This is a genomic window from Pontibacter brevis (genome assembly GCF_054779655.1).
On record NZ_BAAGXV010000007.1, the window covers coordinates 136591 to 155481 of the forward strand.

Annotated in this window: 15 protein-coding genes; 2 read left to right on the forward strand and 13 right to left on the reverse strand. The window is 49.7% G+C overall.

Annotated features, from left to right (window positions below):
• Window positions 1–49: 49 nt before the first annotated feature.
• The 9 genes from ACYVB1_RS01955 to ACYVB1_RS01995 all read right to left on the reverse strand — a co-directional run bounded on the left by ACYVB1_RS01955 (window position 50) and on the right by ACYVB1_RS01995 (window position 10000).
• On the reverse strand, window positions 50–937 hold the full coding sequence (locus ACYVB1_RS01955) for a hydroxypyruvate isomerase family protein (protein WP_460919949.1): 888 nt from the start codon (window positions 935–937) through the stop codon (window positions 50–52).
• Between the two features lie 24 nt (window positions 938–961).
• Window positions 962–2227 (reverse strand): nucleoside permease, encoded by a 1266-nt coding sequence (locus tag ACYVB1_RS01960; protein WP_460919951.1) that lies wholly within the window; start codon window positions 2225–2227, stop codon window positions 962–964.
• A 214-nt stretch (window positions 2228–2441) separates the two neighbouring features.
• Window positions 2442–3107, reverse strand: coding sequence for a 3-keto-disaccharide hydrolase (locus ACYVB1_RS01965; RefSeq protein ID WP_460919953.1), 666 nt, complete (start codon window positions 3105–3107; stop codon window positions 2442–2444).
• An 82-nt stretch (window positions 3108–3189) separates the two neighbouring features.
• On the reverse strand, window positions 3190–3786 hold the full coding sequence (locus ACYVB1_RS01970) for a c-type cytochrome (RefSeq protein ID WP_460919955.1): 597 nt from the start codon (window positions 3784–3786) through the stop codon (window positions 3190–3192).
• Between the two features lie 20 nt (window positions 3787–3806).
• A complete protein-coding gene (locus ACYVB1_RS01975; protein ID WP_460919957.1) occupies window positions 3807–4859 on the reverse strand; it encodes a sugar phosphate isomerase/epimerase family protein in 1053 nt (350 codons plus the stop codon).
• 8 nt (window positions 4860–4867) lie between these two features.
• Complete coding sequence (locus tag ACYVB1_RS01980; protein ID WP_460919959.1) at window positions 4868–6037, reverse strand: Gfo/Idh/MocA family protein; 1170 nt, start codon at window positions 6035–6037, stop codon at window positions 4868–4870.
• A gap of 128 nt (window positions 6038–6165) precedes the next feature.
• Window positions 6166–6729 carry a gluconate 2-dehydrogenase subunit 3 family protein gene (locus tag ACYVB1_RS01985; protein WP_460919961.1) on the reverse strand — a complete coding sequence of 188 codons (564 nt, stop codon included), beginning with the start codon at window positions 6727–6729 and terminating at the stop codon, window positions 6166–6168.
• 77 nt (window positions 6730–6806) lie between these two features.
• Window positions 6807–8273: a Gfo/Idh/MocA family protein gene (locus tag ACYVB1_RS01990; RefSeq protein WP_460919963.1), complete on the reverse strand. Its 1467-nt coding sequence runs from the start codon at window positions 8271–8273 to the stop codon at window positions 6807–6809.
• 47 nt (window positions 8274–8320) lie between these two features.
• Complete coding sequence (locus ACYVB1_RS01995; protein WP_460919965.1) at window positions 8321–10000, reverse strand: GMC oxidoreductase; 1680 nt, start codon at window positions 9998–10000, stop codon at window positions 8321–8323.
• Between the two features lie 483 nt (window positions 10001–10483).
• Here ACYVB1_RS01995 and ACYVB1_RS02000 point away from each other — a divergent pair, with 483 nt between their 5' ends.
• Window positions 10484–12931, forward strand: coding sequence for a zinc-dependent metalloprotease (locus ACYVB1_RS02000; protein ID WP_460919967.1), 2448 nt, complete (start codon window positions 10484–10486; stop codon window positions 12929–12931).
• Window positions 12932–13077: 146 nt separating this feature from the next.
• On the opposite strand, the gene ACYVB1_RS02005 is transcribed toward ACYVB1_RS02000, so the two are convergent.
• The 4 genes from ACYVB1_RS02005 to ACYVB1_RS02020 all read right to left on the reverse strand — a co-directional run bounded on the left by ACYVB1_RS02005 (window position 13078) and on the right by ACYVB1_RS02020 (window position 17515).
• Window positions 13078–13932, reverse strand: coding sequence for a pirin family protein (locus tag ACYVB1_RS02005; protein WP_460919969.1), 855 nt, complete (start codon window positions 13930–13932; stop codon window positions 13078–13080).
• Between the two features lie 328 nt (window positions 13933–14260).
• Complete coding sequence (gene cysM / locus ACYVB1_RS02010) at window positions 14261–15142, reverse strand: cysteine synthase CysM (RefSeq protein ID WP_460919971.1); 882 nt, start codon at window positions 15140–15142, stop codon at window positions 14261–14263.
• Between the two features lie 301 nt (window positions 15143–15443).
• The gene (locus ACYVB1_RS02015; protein WP_460919973.1) at window positions 15444–16127 is read right to left on the reverse strand and encodes a type 1 glutamine amidotransferase domain-containing protein; all 684 of its coding nucleotides are present in this window, start codon (window positions 16125–16127) and stop codon (window positions 15444–15446) included.
• Between the two features lie 89 nt (window positions 16128–16216).
• Entirely contained in the window at window positions 16217–17515 is a 1299-nt protein-coding gene (locus ACYVB1_RS02020; protein ID WP_460919975.1) for a PQQ-dependent sugar dehydrogenase, read from the reverse strand.
• 100 nt (window positions 17516–17615) lie between these two features.
• Between ACYVB1_RS02020 and dinB the strand changes: the two genes are divergently transcribed.
• Complete coding sequence (dinB, locus tag ACYVB1_RS02025; RefSeq protein ID WP_460919977.1) at window positions 17616–18737, forward strand: DNA polymerase IV; 1122 nt, start codon at window positions 17616–17618, stop codon at window positions 18735–18737.
• Window positions 18738–18891 lie beyond the last annotated feature (154 nt).

Genomic DNA, 18891 nt, shown 5'->3' on the forward strand with positions numbered 1-18891 from the left:
CTCTTTTAGAAGTATAGATGGATAGTTTTATTTTATTCTTGAAAAGAAATCAAACATCACAGATTTGAATTGCCTGCTGCAGGGAAGCTAACTTGTCTGGTCGTACAGGAATAAACTCCTGCGCTACATATCCCTTGAACCCTGTTTCTTTGATGGCCCTCATAATGGCAGGATAGTAAAGCTCCTGCGTTTCGTCAATCTCGTTTCTGCCTGGTACACCTGCTGTATGATAGTGCGCGATGTAAGGGTGACTGTCTTTGATAGTACGGATGATGTCTCCTTCATCAATCTGCATGTGGTAGATATCGTACAGCAGCTTAAAGTTTTCTGAGCCTGTTCTTTTTGCCAGTTCAACTCCCCATGCGGTATGGTCACACATATAGTCTTTATGGTTTATCTTGCTGTTCAACAGCTCCATAACCAGCACCACCTTATGCTTCTCTGCAAGTGGCAATATCTTTTTTAAGCCTTCTGCGCAATTCTGAAGCCCTGTCTCATCGTCCATCCCTCTTCTGTTGCCGCTAAAACAGATAAGGTTTGTATAGCCTGCTTTGGCAACACGCGGGATCATGTCCGTGTAATTTTTAATTAGCTGTGCATGGTACTGCGGGTCATTCCACCCTTCTGTAAGGCTGATTTCAGCCCCGTTGCACATTGTGGAATGCAGCCCATGCTTTTGCAGTATTGGCCAATCCTTCGGCCCCACCAGGTCTATCCCTTTTATACCCATTCCCTTAGCTGCGACACAAAGCTCCTCCACTGACAGGCCGTTGAAACACCAGCGGCAAACAGCATGGTTAATGTTCCCTTTCAGTTTAGTGGACTGTGCGTTGTCGGCACAGGCGATTAAAGGATTTAACATACCTGTAGTGGTTAAAGCGGCAGTACCAGCCAATACATTCTTTATAGCTGTTCTACGATTAGGGTGTTGTGACATTATGATGAGGTTAGGTGAAAATTCTTAAGGCATACTGGTAACTTCTCTACGCCCTGTAGTAGCGTTCAATGGCGGCGGCGGCGCGGTCTTTTGTCCCGCTGCCCTGTCTCTGAATAATAATAAGAATAGCAGTAAAACGGCTGCAGCAATTCCTGCCGGAATCAACCAGATGGACTGCCATTCATGGCCGCCTCCTGCTGATGTGAAAGCATCTACTATCACGCCCGATAAAAGAGAACCAATAAGCATTCCCACACCATAGGTTGCCAGGGTGATCATACCCTGTGCAGCACTTTTGAAGCGCTCACCAGCAAGCTTGTCTGTATAAATCTGTCCGGTTACAAAAAAGAAGTCGTAGCAGATACCATGCAGGACAATACCACCTATCAGCATCCAGTAACTGGCTTCAGTATCACCAAAAGCGAAAAACACATACCGAAGTACCCAGGCAAACATCCCGATGGCCAACATCTTCTTTACACCCAACCGGGCAAAGAACAGGGGCATCAGGAGCATAAACAAAAGCTCAGACATTTGCCCCATCGCCTGCTTACCTGCAGCGGCATCCATTCCAAGCTCATTCAGGAACGGGTTCGTGAAGTTATAATAAAAGGCAAGAGGAATGCAGATGGCAACAGAGGACAGGAAAAAAGTCAGGTAAGAACGGTTCTTTAAAAGGCCTATAGCCTCCAGGCCCAGCATGTCGCCAATGGTTGTTTTACCCGCACCTTTTACGGGTGGCGTATTAGGAAGCGTAAAACTAAAAAGGCCGAGAACCACAGAAGCAACAGAAGCCATCCGGAAAGTCAGGCCCAGGTTCCCGTTCTGCTCCCAATTAAGCCAGCCGATAGTTAAGCCGGCCACAATCCAACCCAAAGTACCCAATACTCTAATAGGCGGGAATTCTTTGCTGGGATCCTGCATCTGACGAAACGATACAGAGTTCACCAACGCCAGCGTGGGCATGTACAGGATCATGTACATCAGAATGGCAGGATAAAAAGTATCGAAGTCAGCCGCAACAAAGGAATACCAAAGTAAGGCGGCACCGATGAGGTGCAACACACCCAGGATGCGCTGTGCAGGGAAAAAACGATCTGCGATGAGACCAATAATGAACGGAGCGGCTATAGCGCCGATAGATTGTGTAAGAAAGGCAACTCCTACTTGTGTGGCAGAGGTGCCTAATTCCGATAGCAGATAGGTACCCAGTGTAACAAACCATGCCCCCCAGATAAAGAACTCCAGGAACATCATGAAAGAAAGCTTTACACGGGTAACCGGATGCATGGTTGTTTAGGTTAACATATGAGTTCAAAACACCTGCCATCAGAGGAATGGCAGTAAAGTAAAGAATGCTTTTACCTTTATTAGTTTTCTGTATCTGCTTTCATGTACTTAAGTAAGGCAGGAAAGGAAATAGAGAAAGGGAATACTATACTTAAAGAGCAAACAGGTTAACATCTGAGAGTAAACCATTTGCCTCATCGTGTTAAAGCTTTACTTAAAGCTCCTTTATCATGATGTTTTTATACCAAACAGCATCCCCGTGATCCTGCAGGGCAATTTTGCCTGATTTAAAAGTACCCCATTCCGGCATATCTGCAAACTTGCTTCCGGCAATCATGGCTTTCCAGTTATCGTCCCACAGTGTGGTATCTACTACCTGTGCCCCATTCTGGTACAACTCCAGTTTGCCATCTTTGCTGATAATCTCGACGTGGTTCCACTCTCCGGCAGGCTTCACAGTTTCAGGGCTGCTTGCCACCAGGTCGTACAGGTCGCCAGCACGGTGCTTGTGGATTTTTGCATCCGGATGACCTTCATTATCCAGCACCTGCATTTCGAGGCCGCTGTTATAGGTGTTCGGGAATTTAGCGGGATCCTCCTTTACATAAAAGATGATCCCGCTATTCCCATTTTGTGCCACCTTCCAGTCCAGCTTCAGGTGAAAATTATCGTACTCTTCATCCGTCACCAGGTCACCGCCTGCTCCGTCTCCTGCAGCAGGGTCGAGATACAGGGTTCCGTTTTCCGCCTTCCAGGCCTGGCCGGCAGTGCCTTTACCGTATGTATGCCAGCCACTTGTGGTCTGGCCATCAAACAATTGCTTCCACTCACCATCTTGTGAAGTTGAAGCGGCTTGCGGTGCTTCTGTATTCTCAGCCATTTCACTTTCAGGTTGAGATGACTGACAGGAGATAAGAAATGCAGACAGCAGTGCTGCGGAGAAGAGCTGACGTATCATAAGGTTATTTTCTCAGCGACAAGATATACTTGGCCATTTCTCTGGCGTTTTCACGGCTTAGATCCGGATGAGGAGACATCGGTATCTGCCCCCATACACCAGCGCCGCCGTCTATAATTTTACCAGCCAGGTAATCCACGTTCTTGTCATTGAACTCATACTTCTGGGCAACCTCTACATAACCAGGGCCTACCAGTTTTCTATCCACCTGGTGGCAGGAAAGGCAGTCTGAAGTGGCAATAAGGTTTTTGCCTTTCTCGTAGTTTTCCTGCTTGGCAGCCGCCTTGTTGGCTGTAGCGCCGGCACCCGCACCGGCAGCTGCTGTGCTTGTAGCGGCAGTACCGGCATTGTTAGCAGTACTACCTCCTGTATTTCCTCCAGCAGGAGCATCTGTCCGATCGGTGCCGATATTATTTAAACTGGTATCCACCTCCGACTGGCGGGTAGAAGCACTAACTTCTGCTTCAGAAGTAGAATCGCTGTAAACAGGTGTTTCAGCTGTATTGTCTCTGTTATAATAATCCTCACCTTCTGTGGTTTCTGAACCACCACATGCCGCCATAAAAGCACAGCAGCTGATGACCATCCAAACTTTTTTCATGCGTTTTCTTTTGTTTAAAGTTATAAGCCTAATATAGTGCGATTTTTTGCTTCATCTACACCTGAAGCTGCAAAATCGTCAAAGGCTTTCTCTGTTACGCGAATTATATGATCCTGGATGAACATGGCTCCTTCGCGGGCACCATCTTCCGGATGCTTCAGCGCGCACTCCCACTCCAGCACTGCCCAACCTTTGAAGTCATAAGCTGTCAGTTTGCTGAACACACTGCCAAAGTCTACCTGTCCATCGCCTAACGAACGGAAACGACCGGCACGATTTACCCAGCTCTGGTAGCCCCCATACACGCCCTGCTTACCAGTAGGGTTAAATTCAGCATCTTTAACATGGAACATCCTGATACGCTCATGGTAATGATCTATGTAAGAGAGGTAATCCATTGCCTGGAGCACGAAGTGTGATGGGTCGTACAGCAGGCAGGCTCTTGAATGGTTGTTCACAGCCTCCAGGAACATCTCATAAGATACACCATCATGCAGATCCTCGCCCGGGTGAATTTCATAGCATAAATCCACACCTGCTTCATCAAAAGCATTCAGGATTGGAGTCCAACGGTTGGCCAGTTCCTTGAAGCCAGCTTCAACTAAACCTGCAGGACGCTGAGGCCAAGGGTAAACAGTATGCCATAATAAAGCGCCACTAAAGGTACCGTGCGCATTCAGCCCCAGGTTCTGGGATGCTTTTGCAGCATTTTTCAATTGCTGCACGGCCCACTCTGTACGTGCTTTCGGGTTGTTGCGGTATTGCTCCGGAGCAAAGCCGTCAAACAAAGTATCGTATGCAGGGTTCACAGCCACTAACTGGCCATGCAGGTGGCTGGACAGTTCTGTAATTTTAAGGCCCTGTCCTTCAACAATGCCTCTGATCTCATCTGCATAGGTTTTGCTTTCTGCTGCCTTTTGCACATCGAAATATTTCGTATCCCAGGTTGGTATTTGTACGCCTTCATACCCAAGGCCTTTCGCCCAGCGGCAGATAGACTCCAGGTTATCAAAAGGTGGCTGATCGCCTAAAAACTGTGCTAAGAATATGGCTGGTCCTTGTATCGTTGTCATAGTTTATTTTATATAGTAAAGTCAATCCATTTTTGGTCTGATTTGCCTGAGGCGATTACGTTTTCGATGAACGCCATGCCACGCACACCCTCTTGTACACCAGGATAGTCCTGCCACTCTGGTTGTGGTTCTTCACCCTTCATCCTGGCTTTCACGCACAGGGCAAAATTGCGGTACAGGTTAGCAAACGCCTCCAGATACCCTTCCGGGTGACCGCCCGGGGTGCGGGTATTGTGCTGCGCATAAGAGGACAGGTATTCCCCGCCGGCAGTGCGGTAAATTTCAGCGGGCCGGTCGAGCCATTTCAGCTTTAGGGTATTCTCATCCTCCTGTTGCCACTCTAAACCACCTCTCTCGCCATACACCCGGATTTTCACGTTGTTTTCTTCACCTGCTGCAATCTGCGTGGCGAAAAGAACCCCACTGGCTCCGTTATTGAATTTAAGCAGCGCAGCACCATCGTCATCCAGCTGACGGCCCTCCACCACTACATTAATATCTGCATTGATTTGCGTTACCTCTAAGCCTGTTACGTATTCTGCAAGGTTAAAAGCATGGGTACCTATATCCCCCATAGCACCGGCAATACCGCTTTGCTTTGGGTCTGTTCTCCAGGAAGCCTGCTTAAGCTGTTTGTTATCGCCTCCTTCTTTGAATGTACTCAGCCAGCCCTGCGGATACTCCACATAGACTTTCCGGATTTTACCTAATTTACCGGAAGCTACAATTTGCCTCGCTTCTTTCACCATAGGATAGCCGGTATAGGTGTGAGTCAGGCAGAACAGCATGCCCGTACGTTCTACTACCTCACGGAGTTCCAGGGCTTCCGCCAGGGAGAAAGTCATTGGCTTATCCAGCACGACATGGAAACCGCTTTCCAAAGCAAGCTTGGCTGGTTCAAAATGCACGTGGTTTGGTGTAACAATGCTGATTACCTGCACCCGCTCGTTTTCCGGAAGCTGCTTTTCTTTTACGAACAGTTCCTGGTAAGAAGCATAAACCCTTTCCGGTGACAAGCCAAGCTCTTCGCCGCTAGCTTTAGACTTTTCAGGATTGCTGCTGAAAGCACCACACACCAACTCATATTGATTATCAATCTGAGCCGCAATACGGTGAACAGCACCAATAAAGGCACCCTGGCCACCGCCGATCATTCCTAATCTTAATTTTTGATGCATTAAAAGGTGTTTTTTGTTAGTTGTAGTTTTATTTTGTAAAAGGTAATAAGCTGTAAATAAAACATTTACCCTTTACGCATTAAGCAGGCGCAAAAGATAAATGTTCATGTATAGAATGGTGCAGCCCGCTAAACAGCCCAGGCTCTGTCGCCTTTTTTGTACGGCATACAGCCATCGTAGCGGCCTGGTACAGCCACAAAACGGAGCGCCTGGGTAGCACCAACCTCAGAGGTAAAATATCCCAACAGCGTAAGTTCTTTCATCATCCTGAAGTAATGGTTCGGATCCCCTTCTTTTTTTGTTCGCATGTGCTCCTGCTGCTCCTTATCGAGCGCTCTCACCAGGGTAGTGCGTTGCTCCGGGTTCAGCTCCATAAAGCTTTTTCCAAACTGCTCATCACTGGCATCATTCAGTTTTTTAATGCCCTCGGTGAATACTTGCTGATCTTCTGCGGAATAGCAGTCTCTCACCATAACCGCCATAAACTCCCCTACGTTAGCCGCCTTGGCTCCGGGTGTATCAGTAGCAGGCAGAATAGTCTCACCAACTTCGTTTAATAGCGCAACCTGCTCCTGCTGAAATAAATCACTTACCTCCAGTTTTCTGGAAGTACAGGATACCAGGAGATCGGCACTGATCAAAGTACCGCCCATTAACCAGGCTACGGCTGATATAGCTTCTCGTCTGTTCATGTTGTTTTAAATGACAGCGTTAATAAATTGTTTCGTTTTGGGGCACGGCAATATCATTTTTGCTGTGCCGTTTTTTTTTAAACTCCAAGGCTCCAGCCATTTCTGTAATCTCGCTTCACGAACTGGTTTACTTCATCGAAATTGGTGATGCGCATGTTCTTGTTATCCCAGAGCAGTTTTGCTGATCTGCCCGGATAGTCATACCCTTCGCCGGAAGCTTTAGGTTTTCTGATGTCGTAGCCTCTAATAGCAAGGTTTGCCATGAGCAGGGCTTCTGTTAGTGGTCCGGAGATTTCGAAAGGTGCACTCAGTTCTTTCTTGCCGTACCCTGCAATACAACCTTCCACCCACTGCGCATAATGCCCGTCGGCACCGCCTGGAACACGCGATAAAGTTTTCTTTACTTTTACTTCTTCGTTTCTGGAAAGCGGCAGCAGGCGTGGATTGGCAGCATAAGTACTGGACATCATTTTGCCTTTCGTACCAATGAACAAGGTGCCGTTTCCGCCGTCGCCAAACAGTTCATTTGGTCCCAGTTCCTCCGGACGTACCGGCTGTATACCGCCATCCATCCAATGAAGTTTTACGGGCCCTTTTGTTTTGGCTGTTTTAGGGAACGTTAGGGTCACGTGGCTGGACGGAGGACAGCTTTCCGGGAAGTACCCGCGCTTAAACTCATCCACGTACACACTGCCCACACTGGCCTGTACATCAGTGGCATATTGCAGACCGAGCACACTGAAAGGGGCTTCGATCAGGTGGCAACCCATGTCGCCGAGTGCACCGGTGCCATAGTCCCACCAGCCACGCCAGTTAAAGGGCACCAGCTTTTCAACATACTCCTTTTCCGGGGCAGTACCCAGCCACAGGTTCCAGTCCAAACCCTGGGGCACTTCAGCTTTGCCGGTAGGCCATGAAATACCCTGGGGCCAAACCGGTCTGTCTGTCCAGGCATAGATGGTATGCACGTCGCCAATCACACCGGCATCATACCATTCGCGTAACTGGCGCACTCCGTCTCCGGAAGCACCCTGGTTTCCCATTTGGGTCACCACTTTATAGCGTTTGGCAGCATCGGTGAGGGCACGGGCCTCGTAGATATCATGCGTTAAAGGCTTCTGCACATAAACGTGCTTGCCCAGCTGCATCGCAGCCATGGCCTGCACCGCATGGTTATGGTCTGGAGTGGATATGGAAACGGCATCAATGTGTTTTGCCTCCTTGTCCAGCATTTCGCGGTAGTCTTTGTAATACTTCGCCTTCGGGAAACTAGCCCGGGACTTGGCCGCTCTTCTGTCGTCTACGTCGCAGAGGTAAGCGATATCGGCTTTCCCGCTCTTATAAAAACTAGCCAGATCGCTTTCCCCTTTACCGCCAACACCAATACCGGCTATCACTAACTTATCGCTGGGTGCCAGGAAGCCGGGGCCTCCCAACACATGGCGTGGCACAATCATGAAACCGGCTGCTGCCACAGCGCCTGCTTTTATGAAATTTCTTCTTGAACTGCTTGCGGCTGAGCCGGATGCTTTTTCTTCAGACATAACCTTATTCTTATGCACTTATAAATCGGACAGTTAAGCCCTCTGGCTTAAATGTTTTGTCGCTTCAGTTCTCCTACCGCATGATCTACTGCCCTTGCGGTAAGCGCCATGTAAGTGAGGGATGGGTTCTGGTTGCCTGCAGAGGTCATACAAGCGCCATCTGTTACGTAAACGTTCTGTGCATCCCACACCTGGTTGTTGGCATTTAACACAGAGGTTTTAGGGTCTCTTCCCATGCGGGCCGTTCCCATTTCGTGGATCCCCTGGCCAAAGCCATAACCGGCATCGTAAGTTTTCACATTTTTCAGACCGGCTATCTCCAGCATTTCTTTGGCATCCTCGCTCATGTCCTTGCGCATTTTGCGCTCGTTTTCCTTTATCTCAGCATCAATGGCCAGCACGGGCAGCCCCCACTTATCTTTTGTGTTTTTGTCCAGCCTGATGTGGTTTTCATGGTAAGGCAGGGTTTCGCCAAAGCCGTTGATACCGAAAGTCCACTGCCCTGGCTCTGTCAGGGCGTCTTTGAACTCGCCACCGACATTCATCTCGGCAATTTCGCGGCTCCAGCCCTCACGACCGGCACTACCCTGGTACCCGAATCCTCGGATGTAGTCGCGCTTGTCGTCTCCGATGTTTCGGTAGCGCGGAATATAGATACCGTTCGGACGGCGGCCGTAGTAGTATTTATCTTCGTAGCCCTCTACCGTACCGGTAGCCCCTGTACGGAAGTGGTGGTCCATCAGGTTGTGGCCCAGCTCACCGCTGCTGCTGCCCAGGCCTTCTGGCCATACATCTGTAGCAGAGTTCATCAGTACCCAGGCAGTATTCAGTGCAGAAGCATTCAGGAACACAACTTTGGCAAAGTACTCATACGTCTGGTTCGTCTCCGCGTCCAGCACCTCTACTCCTTTCGCTTTCTTCGTGTCTTTGTCATAAAGAACGCGGGTAACGATTGAGAAAGGACGCAGGGTAAGGTTGCCGGTAGCCATGGCAGCCGGTAAAGTAGCAGATTGAGTACTGAAGTAGGCACCAAACGGGCAGCCCAACCAGCAGGCATTACGATACTGGCAGTTGGCTCTGTCATGGTGAGGCTGGGTAAGATTCGCAACCCGCCCGATAATCATGTGGCGGTTGTTGTTATAATGTTCCTTCAGGCGCGCAGCCACATCCTTCTCCACGCAGTTCAGCTCCATCGGAGGCATAAACTCTCCATCTGGCAGGTGCGGGATATTATCTTTGGAGCCGCTGATTCCTGCAAAGCGCTCTACGTAGCTGTACCAGGGGGCAACGTCAGCATAACGGATTGGCCAATCCACAGCAATGCCGTCTTTTGCATTGGCTTCGAAATCCAGGTCACTTAAACGGTAGCTCTGGCGGCCCCACATCAGGGACCTTCCTCCCACATGGTAGCCGCGATACCAATCGAAGCGCTTCACCTCGACATAGGGGCTCTCTTTCTCGTTTACCCAGTATTCCAGGTTTCGCTCATTCAGCACATAGTCCCGCTTTAGTACAGGGTAATTTTCAATCATTTCCTGTGTGCGGCCACCACGGTGTTCAAACTCCCAAGGGGCCTTGGTCGCATTTACATAATCCTTCACGTGCTCTATGTTCCGGCCACGCTCCAGCATTAAAGTTTTGAGGCCTTTCTCGGTAAGCTCCTTGGCAGCCCAACCGCCGGATATTCCGGAACCTACTACAATTGCATCATATACATTTTCAGCCATAATTCAGGGTGATTAGCTATAAAAGGTCAAGTAGAATAAAAGTTGTCATGATGTAGCACGAGGTACCAAAAAGGCATTCAGGAACCGCAGCATGAGAAATGAACGATTAAGTATAAAGTTTTAATTAATCAAAAACAAGTTACACAGCGAAATACTGGGTTTGTATCTGAGTACTCACTACAATAGTGAAGCTTAAATATAGAGGAAATAATGTTTTAGTAGTCACAGATCCTGCTCATTACCTTAAGATTAGCACAATGGTTGAACATTGAATCTGCCCGTGCTCCTGCTTCATTATTTTTTAGACCTTGTGCAGCTCTTTTCTATTGATGATGACGAATCCTTGTGAGGGAGCCCCCACTTTCATTTATGTGTTTTTTCAAAAGCAATATTGCCTGCTGCGTACCATTGCCTTTCAGTTTTTGGGATGCTGATAAAATAGTAACTTACAGGACCAATTCCTTTTTTCAACAACAAATAAACATGAGAAACACCCTTTGCAAAATCAGTCTACTGCTGCTGTTGCTGCCTTTTATGGCCCATGTAGCAATAGCTCAGAAGCTGCCCAGCATTGCCTCCAAAACAGAAGGCATGAAACGCTACCCCGGCTTCTTTACCTTCTACTGGGATGAAACCGCAGGAAAAGTCTGGCTTGAAATCAACCGCTTTAATACTGACTTTTTATATGTGAACTCCCTCGCCGCCGGATTAGGATCTAATGATATAGGGCTGGACCGGGGGCAACTAGGTGGCGAGCGGGTAGTTTTTTTCCGAAAAATCGGTCCTAAAGTCATGCTGGTACAACCAAACTTAAGCTACCGCGCCAACACCACAAACAAAAACGAAGCCCGCGCCGTGGAAGAGTCTTTTGCGCAGTCTGTGCTATGGGGCTTCAAAGCAGAGGCGGAAGAAGGCAGCCGTGTATTAGTGGATGCCACTGACTTCCTGCTCCGCGACGCCCATGATGTGACTGGAAGCCTGAAGGGCAGCAGGCAGGGTAATTACCGGCTCGATGCCAGCCGCTCCGCCCTCTACCTGCCCCGCACCAAAAACTTCCCGGAAAACACAGAGTTCGAAGCCATGCTCACCTTTACCGGTGGCGAGGATGCAGGCCGTTATGTTCGCGAAGTGGCCCCGGACGTGCAGGCCCTGACCATGCGACAGCACCACTCCTTTATTCAACTTCCGGATAACAATTACAAGCCCCGTAAAATGGATCCGCGGGCAGGTTACTTCGGCATCACCTATTATGATTATGCCACGCCTGTAGGTGAAGACATAGAGAAACGTTTTATTGCCCGCCACCGCCTGCAGAAAAAGAACCCGGGTGCTGCCCGCTCAGAAGCAGTGGAATCCATTGTATACTATGTAGACAATGGTGCACCGGAACCAATCCGAACAGCTTTGCTGGAAGGCGCCCGCTGGTGGAACCAGGCTTTTGAGGCTGCCGGCTACAAAGATGCGTTCAAAGTGGAAATTCTGCCTGACTCTGCCGATCCTATGGATGTGCGCTATAATGTGATTCAGTGGGTGCACCGCAGCACACGCGGCTGGTCTTACGGCGCCACGGTCACAGACCCGCGCACCGGGGAAATCATAAAAGGACATGTTTCGCTGGGTTCTCTGCGCGTGCGACAGGACTACCTGATTGCGGAAGGGCTGTTGTCTCCTTACCCGGATGGAAAACCTGCATCAGAGGAAATGATGAAGATGGCGCTCGCCCGTATCCGGCAGTTGTCGGCGCACGAACTGGGGCATACGCTGGGCATTATGCACAACTATGCCGCCAGCGTGAGCGACCGCGCCTCGGTTATGGATTACCCGCACCCGCTGGTACAGTTGGACAAAGGCGGCAACCTGAACTTATCCAACGCCTATGCCACCGGCATCGGGGAATGGGACAAAGTAGCAGTTGCCTATGGTTACCAGGACTTCCCGCAGGAGGCAATCGAGGAGCAGGCACTGAATAAAATCCTGCTGGCCGGCATTGATCGGGGATTGCAGTTTATCTCTGACCGCGATGCAAGAGCCACGGGTGGCGCGCACCCGCAGGCCCACCTGTGGGATAATGGTCCGGATGCCGCGGAAGAACTGAAGCATGTGCTTGCTGTGCGCCAGAAAGCGCTGCAGAATTTCTCTCCTGACAATATAAAGCCGGGGGTGCCCTATGCTTTGCTAGAGGATGTACTGGTACCGATATATAATTACCACCGCTACCAGACAGAGGCTACCTCCAAATTAGTAGGTGGCGTAAATTATACTTATGCTGTTCGCGGAGACAAGCAAACAATAACAGAGCCCCTGGATAAAAAAACACAACAGCAAGCGCTAGATGCGCTGTTGGCCACGCTGCAGCCGGAGGTACTCACTGTGCCGGAGCATATCATCAAACTGATTCCGCCACGCCCGCCTGGCTACCGTCCTTCACGCGAACTGTTCAATAAGCGCACAGGCCTTACGTTCGATCCATTGGCTGCAGCCGAGGCCTCGGCTGACTTTACCCTTAGCCTGCTACTGCAACCAGAGCGCGCAGCGCGGCTCGTTGAGTTGCAGGCAAGAAACAACACGTTAGGTCTTAGCGATGTAACCGAGCAACTGGTGAAAACCACCTTCAAAGCGCCCCGCAAAAATGGCTTGGAAGGACAGGTGCAACAGCAAACGGAACAGGTTATGCTAACGCACCTGCTGGCACTGGCCTACAATGAGAACACCTCTTACCAGGCACGCGCTGTGGCAAACCTGACATTGAATAACCTGAAAGATTACCTCCAGCGCCAGACCCGCCGCATGGGTGACAGCCCTTACAAGGCACACCTTATTTACGCCCTGGAGCGTATCGAAAAGCCGGGCATGGAAACCGTAAAGCTTCCGCAACACAAAGAACTAGCACCTGGTGCCCCGATTGGAAGCGGAGAAATAGGATGTAACTAACAGAAGTAGCATCTAAACAGAAGCGCCCCTGCCAGCATATTTGGCAGGGGCGCTTCTGTTTAATATGTATACAATTAGTAACACTTAAAAAGTGCCATTGCGTCTATATGCTGGCAGCCTTCATGATGCCATACAAGCAGTGAGGCTTATTCCTGCCAGCTGCCCATTTTTCCCAGCTGGTAGTCCCGGAAAGCTTCCTGTATTTCCTGTTCTGTATTCATCACGAAAGGACCATGTGCCACAACAGGCTCGTTGAAAGGAACGGCGTGGCCAAAAAGTATGACAGCATCTTCCAGAGCCTCCACCTTTATTTCATCTCCATCATTGTCGAATTCCACCAGGTGCAGCTTTTCTACCGGCTCATTGTTTACATTTACCTTTCCGCGCACCACATAGAAAAAAATATTCCGTTTGGCAGCCACCTGTGTCGTAAAGGTCCCCCCTTTCTGAAGCTCGATACTTGTCATATCTATACCACCTAGTGATTCAATTGGCCCCTGCACATTTCCCCATTTGCCTGAGATAACGTTTACCTTCACTTTACCATCATGCTCTGTAGCTGTTGGTATCTGGTCCTGCTGCAACCCAATGTAGTTGGGTTTTACCATCTTATATTTAGCTGGCAGGTTAAACCACAACTGCAGGATTTCCATGGGGCCACCCTCCTGCTTGAATTTATCTGAGGAAACTTCAGCGTGTATCAGGCCCGAGCCAGCCGTCATCCATTGTACGCCGCCTTTTTCAATCACGCTTTTGCCGCCACCGGTGTCCTGGTGCATGATGTCTCCTTCCAGAATAAAGGTGAGGGTTTCGAAACCACGGTGCGGGTGCGGTCCGAAAGGCAGCCCTGTGTTATTGGGTTGATAAGTCTGCGGACCGTGGTGGTTCAGAAACAGGAACGGATCAATGTACTCCACCTCCCGCGTCGGAAGGGCCCGGTACGTAATCAGGTTTCCGATAGGAGCGCTAATGGCTTTATGTTTCTTTTTTATCTTTCTCATCTTTGTCAGTATTCGGTTTTGTTTGGACACCTGCTAATTTAATGTAGGTACATATAAAATAGCAAGCAGGACAGGCGATTTAGTACACTTACAGCGCCGTATACCGCCTGAGTCTTATTTTAACTCCTCAATTTGCTTTAATGTTTGAAAATTGTGATGCAGGCAAGGTTTATTTAAAGCCAAGGTAATGTTACTACCACTTGGTTATTCGTCGTGACCTCAAAACCAGTTATAAATATATGATAGCCCCTAGCGCAAAAAAAAAGCCGGACAGGCAGTTGCGAGCTGCTTGTCCGGCTTAAGGCAATAATTTATTTCCTGCCTGCGCCTAGGCAAAAAGGTCTGAGGACAGGTAGCGGTCACCGCGGTCGCAAATAATGCAGACCACTACTCCTTCTTCCAATTCTTCTATCAGTTTAGTGGCCGCAAACACAGCCCCGCCGCTGCTCATACCAGCAAAAACACCTTCCTCTTTAGCTAAGCGCCTGGTCATCGCCGTGGCTTCTTCCTGCGACACATCGATGGTTATATCCACGCGCTCTTTCTCAAATATCTTAGGCAGGTACTCCTGCGGCCAGCGGCGAATACCCGGTATCTGTGAACCCTCTACAGGCTGTGTACCCACAATTTGCACCTGGCTGTTTTGCTCTTTCAGGTAGCGCGAAACGCCCATGATGGTCCCCGTAGTACCCATAGAAGAAACGAAGTGAGTGACTTCGCCATCGGTATCCCGCCATATTTCAGGCCCCGTGGAGTTATAGTGCGCTAAATAGTTATCCTCGTTAGCAAACTGATTCAGCAAAAGGTAACCTCCCTGCGCCACTTTCTCATTTACATAATCAATCGCCCCTTCCATAGAGTTTTCAGCGGCTGTAAGTGTCACCTTGGCGCCATAGGCTTCCATTGTAAGCACCCGCTCCTTTGTCGCATTTGCTGGCATCACCAGCTCTATCTCCACACCAAAAAGACGCGCAATCATGGCCAGTGCGATGCCGGTGTTGCCACTGGTTGCCTCAATCAGTTTTACACCCGGTTTCAGTTCGCCCCGGTCCAGCGCTCCCTTTATCATGCCGTAGGCGGCGCGGTCTTTCACACTACCGCCAGGGTTATTACCCTCCAGTTTTGCGTAGAGTTTAACACCGGGTTTTGTGTTTATATGCTGCAGCTCCACCATGGGGGTGTTGCCTATTAAATCTAATAGAGTAGCCATTTGTGTTACTATGTGATATATAGTTATCCTTAACCACAAAAGTAAGGGGTTTGTTGGAAATCAGGTAAAGAATTAAGCTCAGAGCTTTCCAGAAGCCTGCTCCGAAAGCCTTCCTGCAGCTGAAGCACATAAAAGAAGGCTTTCTTCAGCTCCACTCTTTCTCTGAATAAACGCTTGACCTGCTTTCAGTGGTGGGATTTTGTATGGTCATTACATCTAGAGCACAAAGCTGTTTAACATAAAAATCCCACCAGGGCAAAACATCCTGGCGGGATTTGAAAATAATTCAACAAAAAGCTTCCTACCTGTTCATTAGTTTCAGCAACTCTTCTGCTGCACCTTCTGATGAAGCAGGGTTCTGACCGGTTATCAGTATCCCGTCACGGACAATATGCGGCTGCCAGTCTTCTACCTTGGAGTAATGGCCACCTAGTTCTTTGAGTTTGTCCTCGAGTAAAAAAGGCACTACTTCTGTCAGCTTCACAGCCTCTTCTTCTGTGTTGGTAAACCCAGTTACATTCTTGCCCTTTACCAGCGGCTCACCGTCCGGCCCTTTAACTTTTGCGAGCACAGCCGGCGCGTGGCATACGGCCGCTATTGGTTTCTTCTGCTGGGCAAAGCGCTCGATCAGCCTGATGGAATCCTCGCTGTTGGTCAGGTCCCACAGCGGGCCGTGCCCACCCGGGTAGAAAACGGCATCATAGTCATCCGCTTTAACTTCGCTCAGCTTCACGGTCTGGGACAGTTTCTCCTGTAACTGATTATCGTCATAATAACGTTTGGTGGCTTCTGTCTGGGCACCAGGTGCTTCGCTGCTCGGGTCAATCGGCGGCAGGCCTCCTGCCGGTGATGCCAAAGTTATGTCTACGCCTGCATCAGACAGCACATAGTAGGGAGCGGCAAACTCTTCTACCCAAAATCCGGTTTTATGCCCTGTATCGCCTAGTCTGTCATGAGAGGTTAATACAAAAAGTACTTTCTTCATAGCTATTGTTGTTATTGATTATTGGTTGTTACTTCTAGTACCTATACGGCTGTCCTGCCTGCTGTTCAAAAGAAAGTAGCACAAACTTTTTATTGCTGAGCCGTGACCCGCCAGATAGTTCCGCTTTCATCGTCGGATACCAGCATGGCACCGTCTGCCATTACTTCGACACTTACCGGTCTTCCATACACTTCATTCTGCTCTGCGTTTGCAATGAAACCTGTCAGAAAATCCTCTGGCTTTCCGCTGGGCCTCCCGTTCTGAAACGGCACAAACAATACTTTGTATCCGGCAAACTCTGAACGGTTCCAGGAGCCATGTTGTCCCACAAAAGCCCCGTTCCTATACCTGTCAGGAAAGGTAGCGCCATCATAAAAAGCCAGGCCAAGAGAGGAGGTATGCGCTCCTAAAGGCACATCCGGCACAATTGTTTTCTGCACCAGATCTGGTCGCTCCCCTTTGCGGCGAGGATCGATGTTCTGGCCAAAATAAGCGTAGGGCCAGCCATAAAAACCGCCTTCTTTCACGCTGGTTAAATAATCCGGCACCAGCTCATCCCCTATTTTATCGCGCTCGTTCACCGCTGTCCACAGCACATTGGTGTTCGGTTCCCAATCCATGCCGACCGGATTGCGCAGGCCACTGGCGTACACCCTCTCGCCAGAGCCATCTGGGTTTATCTCAAGTATATTGGCACGGCGTTCTTCTTCCTTCATACCGTATTCGCCCACGTTACTGGCCGAACCAACGGACACATAGATTTTGGTGCCCTGTGGATTGGCAATGATGTTGCGTGTCCAGTGGTGGTTATAACCACCGGCCGGCAGGCTCAGAATCTGCTCTCCTTTGGCTGTCATCTTTGTCTGCCCCTCTTTGTAAGGGTACCGCACCAGCTTATCGACCAGCGCCACATAGAAATAGCCGTTCAGTACTAGCATACCATACGGTTGTTTCACCCCCGACAGGAATACTTCCCTTGTTTCGGGCTGCCCATCGTGGTTTGTATCGCGGAGCAGCGTAATCTGATTTGCGCTTTTCTCCTCGTCATCTGACTCTGCCACAAAAATGTCCTGGTTCGGAGCAACGTATATCCTGCGGGGGTGCTTCAAATCAGATGCAAACCGGCTGACGGTAAAGCCAGCGGGGGCCACGGGCGTTTTGCCTGCTGGCCAGCCAATGGTTTCGCTGCGCTTCTCAGCCCGGTGGGTAGTGTCTGGTGCCGGGAGCACAAGGTTTTGGTTGACGGCGGTGGCAACGGTATCGGCATCCGGGTTATAAGAAGTGGCAGCGGTGGTAGCCTGCTCAACTGTTTGCCGCGACTCACTGCAGCTCCAGAGCATAGCTGTTGCAAAGACCGCAAGAAGCGGTATTCTGATAGGTGTTTTCATCCTGTTTTATTCTTTACTGGTTGGTTAAAAAAGTTTATACGGGTAATTCCGTCTTTACAGGGGTACCGCAGGACAAGTGAACCTGCTTATAGGCGTACGAATGCTGTTATTTTGTAAATTGCCATTTATTAACCGTCCTGCCTTGAACCAAACCATCCGAAAGATCATCCACGTAGACATGGACGCTTTTTTTGCGTCGGTGGAACAGCGTGACAACCCGGAGCTTCGTGGAAAGCCTGTGGCGGTGGGTGGTTCAAGAGAACGGGGCGTGGTGGCAGCAGCCAGTTATGAAGCACGTAAGTTTGGTGTGCATTCGGCCCTGGCCTCTAAAATTGCGGCACAACGCTGCCCGCAGCTCATCTTCGTGAAGCCACGCTTTGAGGTTTATAGTGCGGTGTCGCGGCAAATCCGGGAGATCTTCTTTTCTTACACTGACCTGGTTGAGCCCCTGTCGCTGGATGAGGCGTACCTGGATGTGACGGAAAACAAAATTGGCATGCCGTCCGCCAGTATCATAGCGAAAGAAATCAAAGCGCGAATTACTGAGGTAACGGGGCTAACCGCCTCGGCGGGTGTTTCCTTTAATAAGTTCCTGGCGAAGCTTGCATCTGATATGGACAAACCAAATGGCTTCACGCTTATTACGCCGGATAAAGCGGAAGACATTGTTGCAGGGCTCTCCATCGAAAAATTCCACGGCATCGGCAAAGTGACAGCAGCCAAAATGCAAAGCATGGGCATTGCGACGGGCGCCGACCTGCGACAGCGTTCAGAGCAGGAACTGGTGCGTAACTTCGGGAAGGTAGGCCGTTACTACTACCGCATCTCCCGTGCCCAGGACGACCGGGAAGTGCAGCCGCACCGCATCCGTAAGTCTATAGGGTCAGAGCGCACATTTGATGTGGACCTGACAGAGGAACAGGACATGCTGGATCGCCTGCAGTACCTGGCAGAAGAAGTGGCCCAGGACATGGCACGGCTGAAAGCAACCGCCAAAACGGTAACGGTCAAAATCAAGTACTTTGATTTTACGCAGAATACCCGCAGCAAAACCTACCTCAGCGAATTTTATTCTGCTGATGCCATCTTCACCATTGCCCGGGACCTGCTGCGCGCACCGCAGCTGCCGCAATACCCGGTACGCCTGCTCGGCATCTCCGTGTCCAGCCTTCTTTACCAGCATGACAAGCAGGAAGGCTATCAATTCACCATCGAATTCTAAAAAACAGGCAGCGCAATGTTGCAAAATGCCCCTCACCGGAACCTTATGCTCCTCTTCTTCCTTCAAAGAGAAAAACAATTTGTTTTTCCCGTTAAACCTTCCACGCAGCGAGGAGTCTTAACAAAAGCTGCAGCGGCAGTAGAAGTTTCAACAC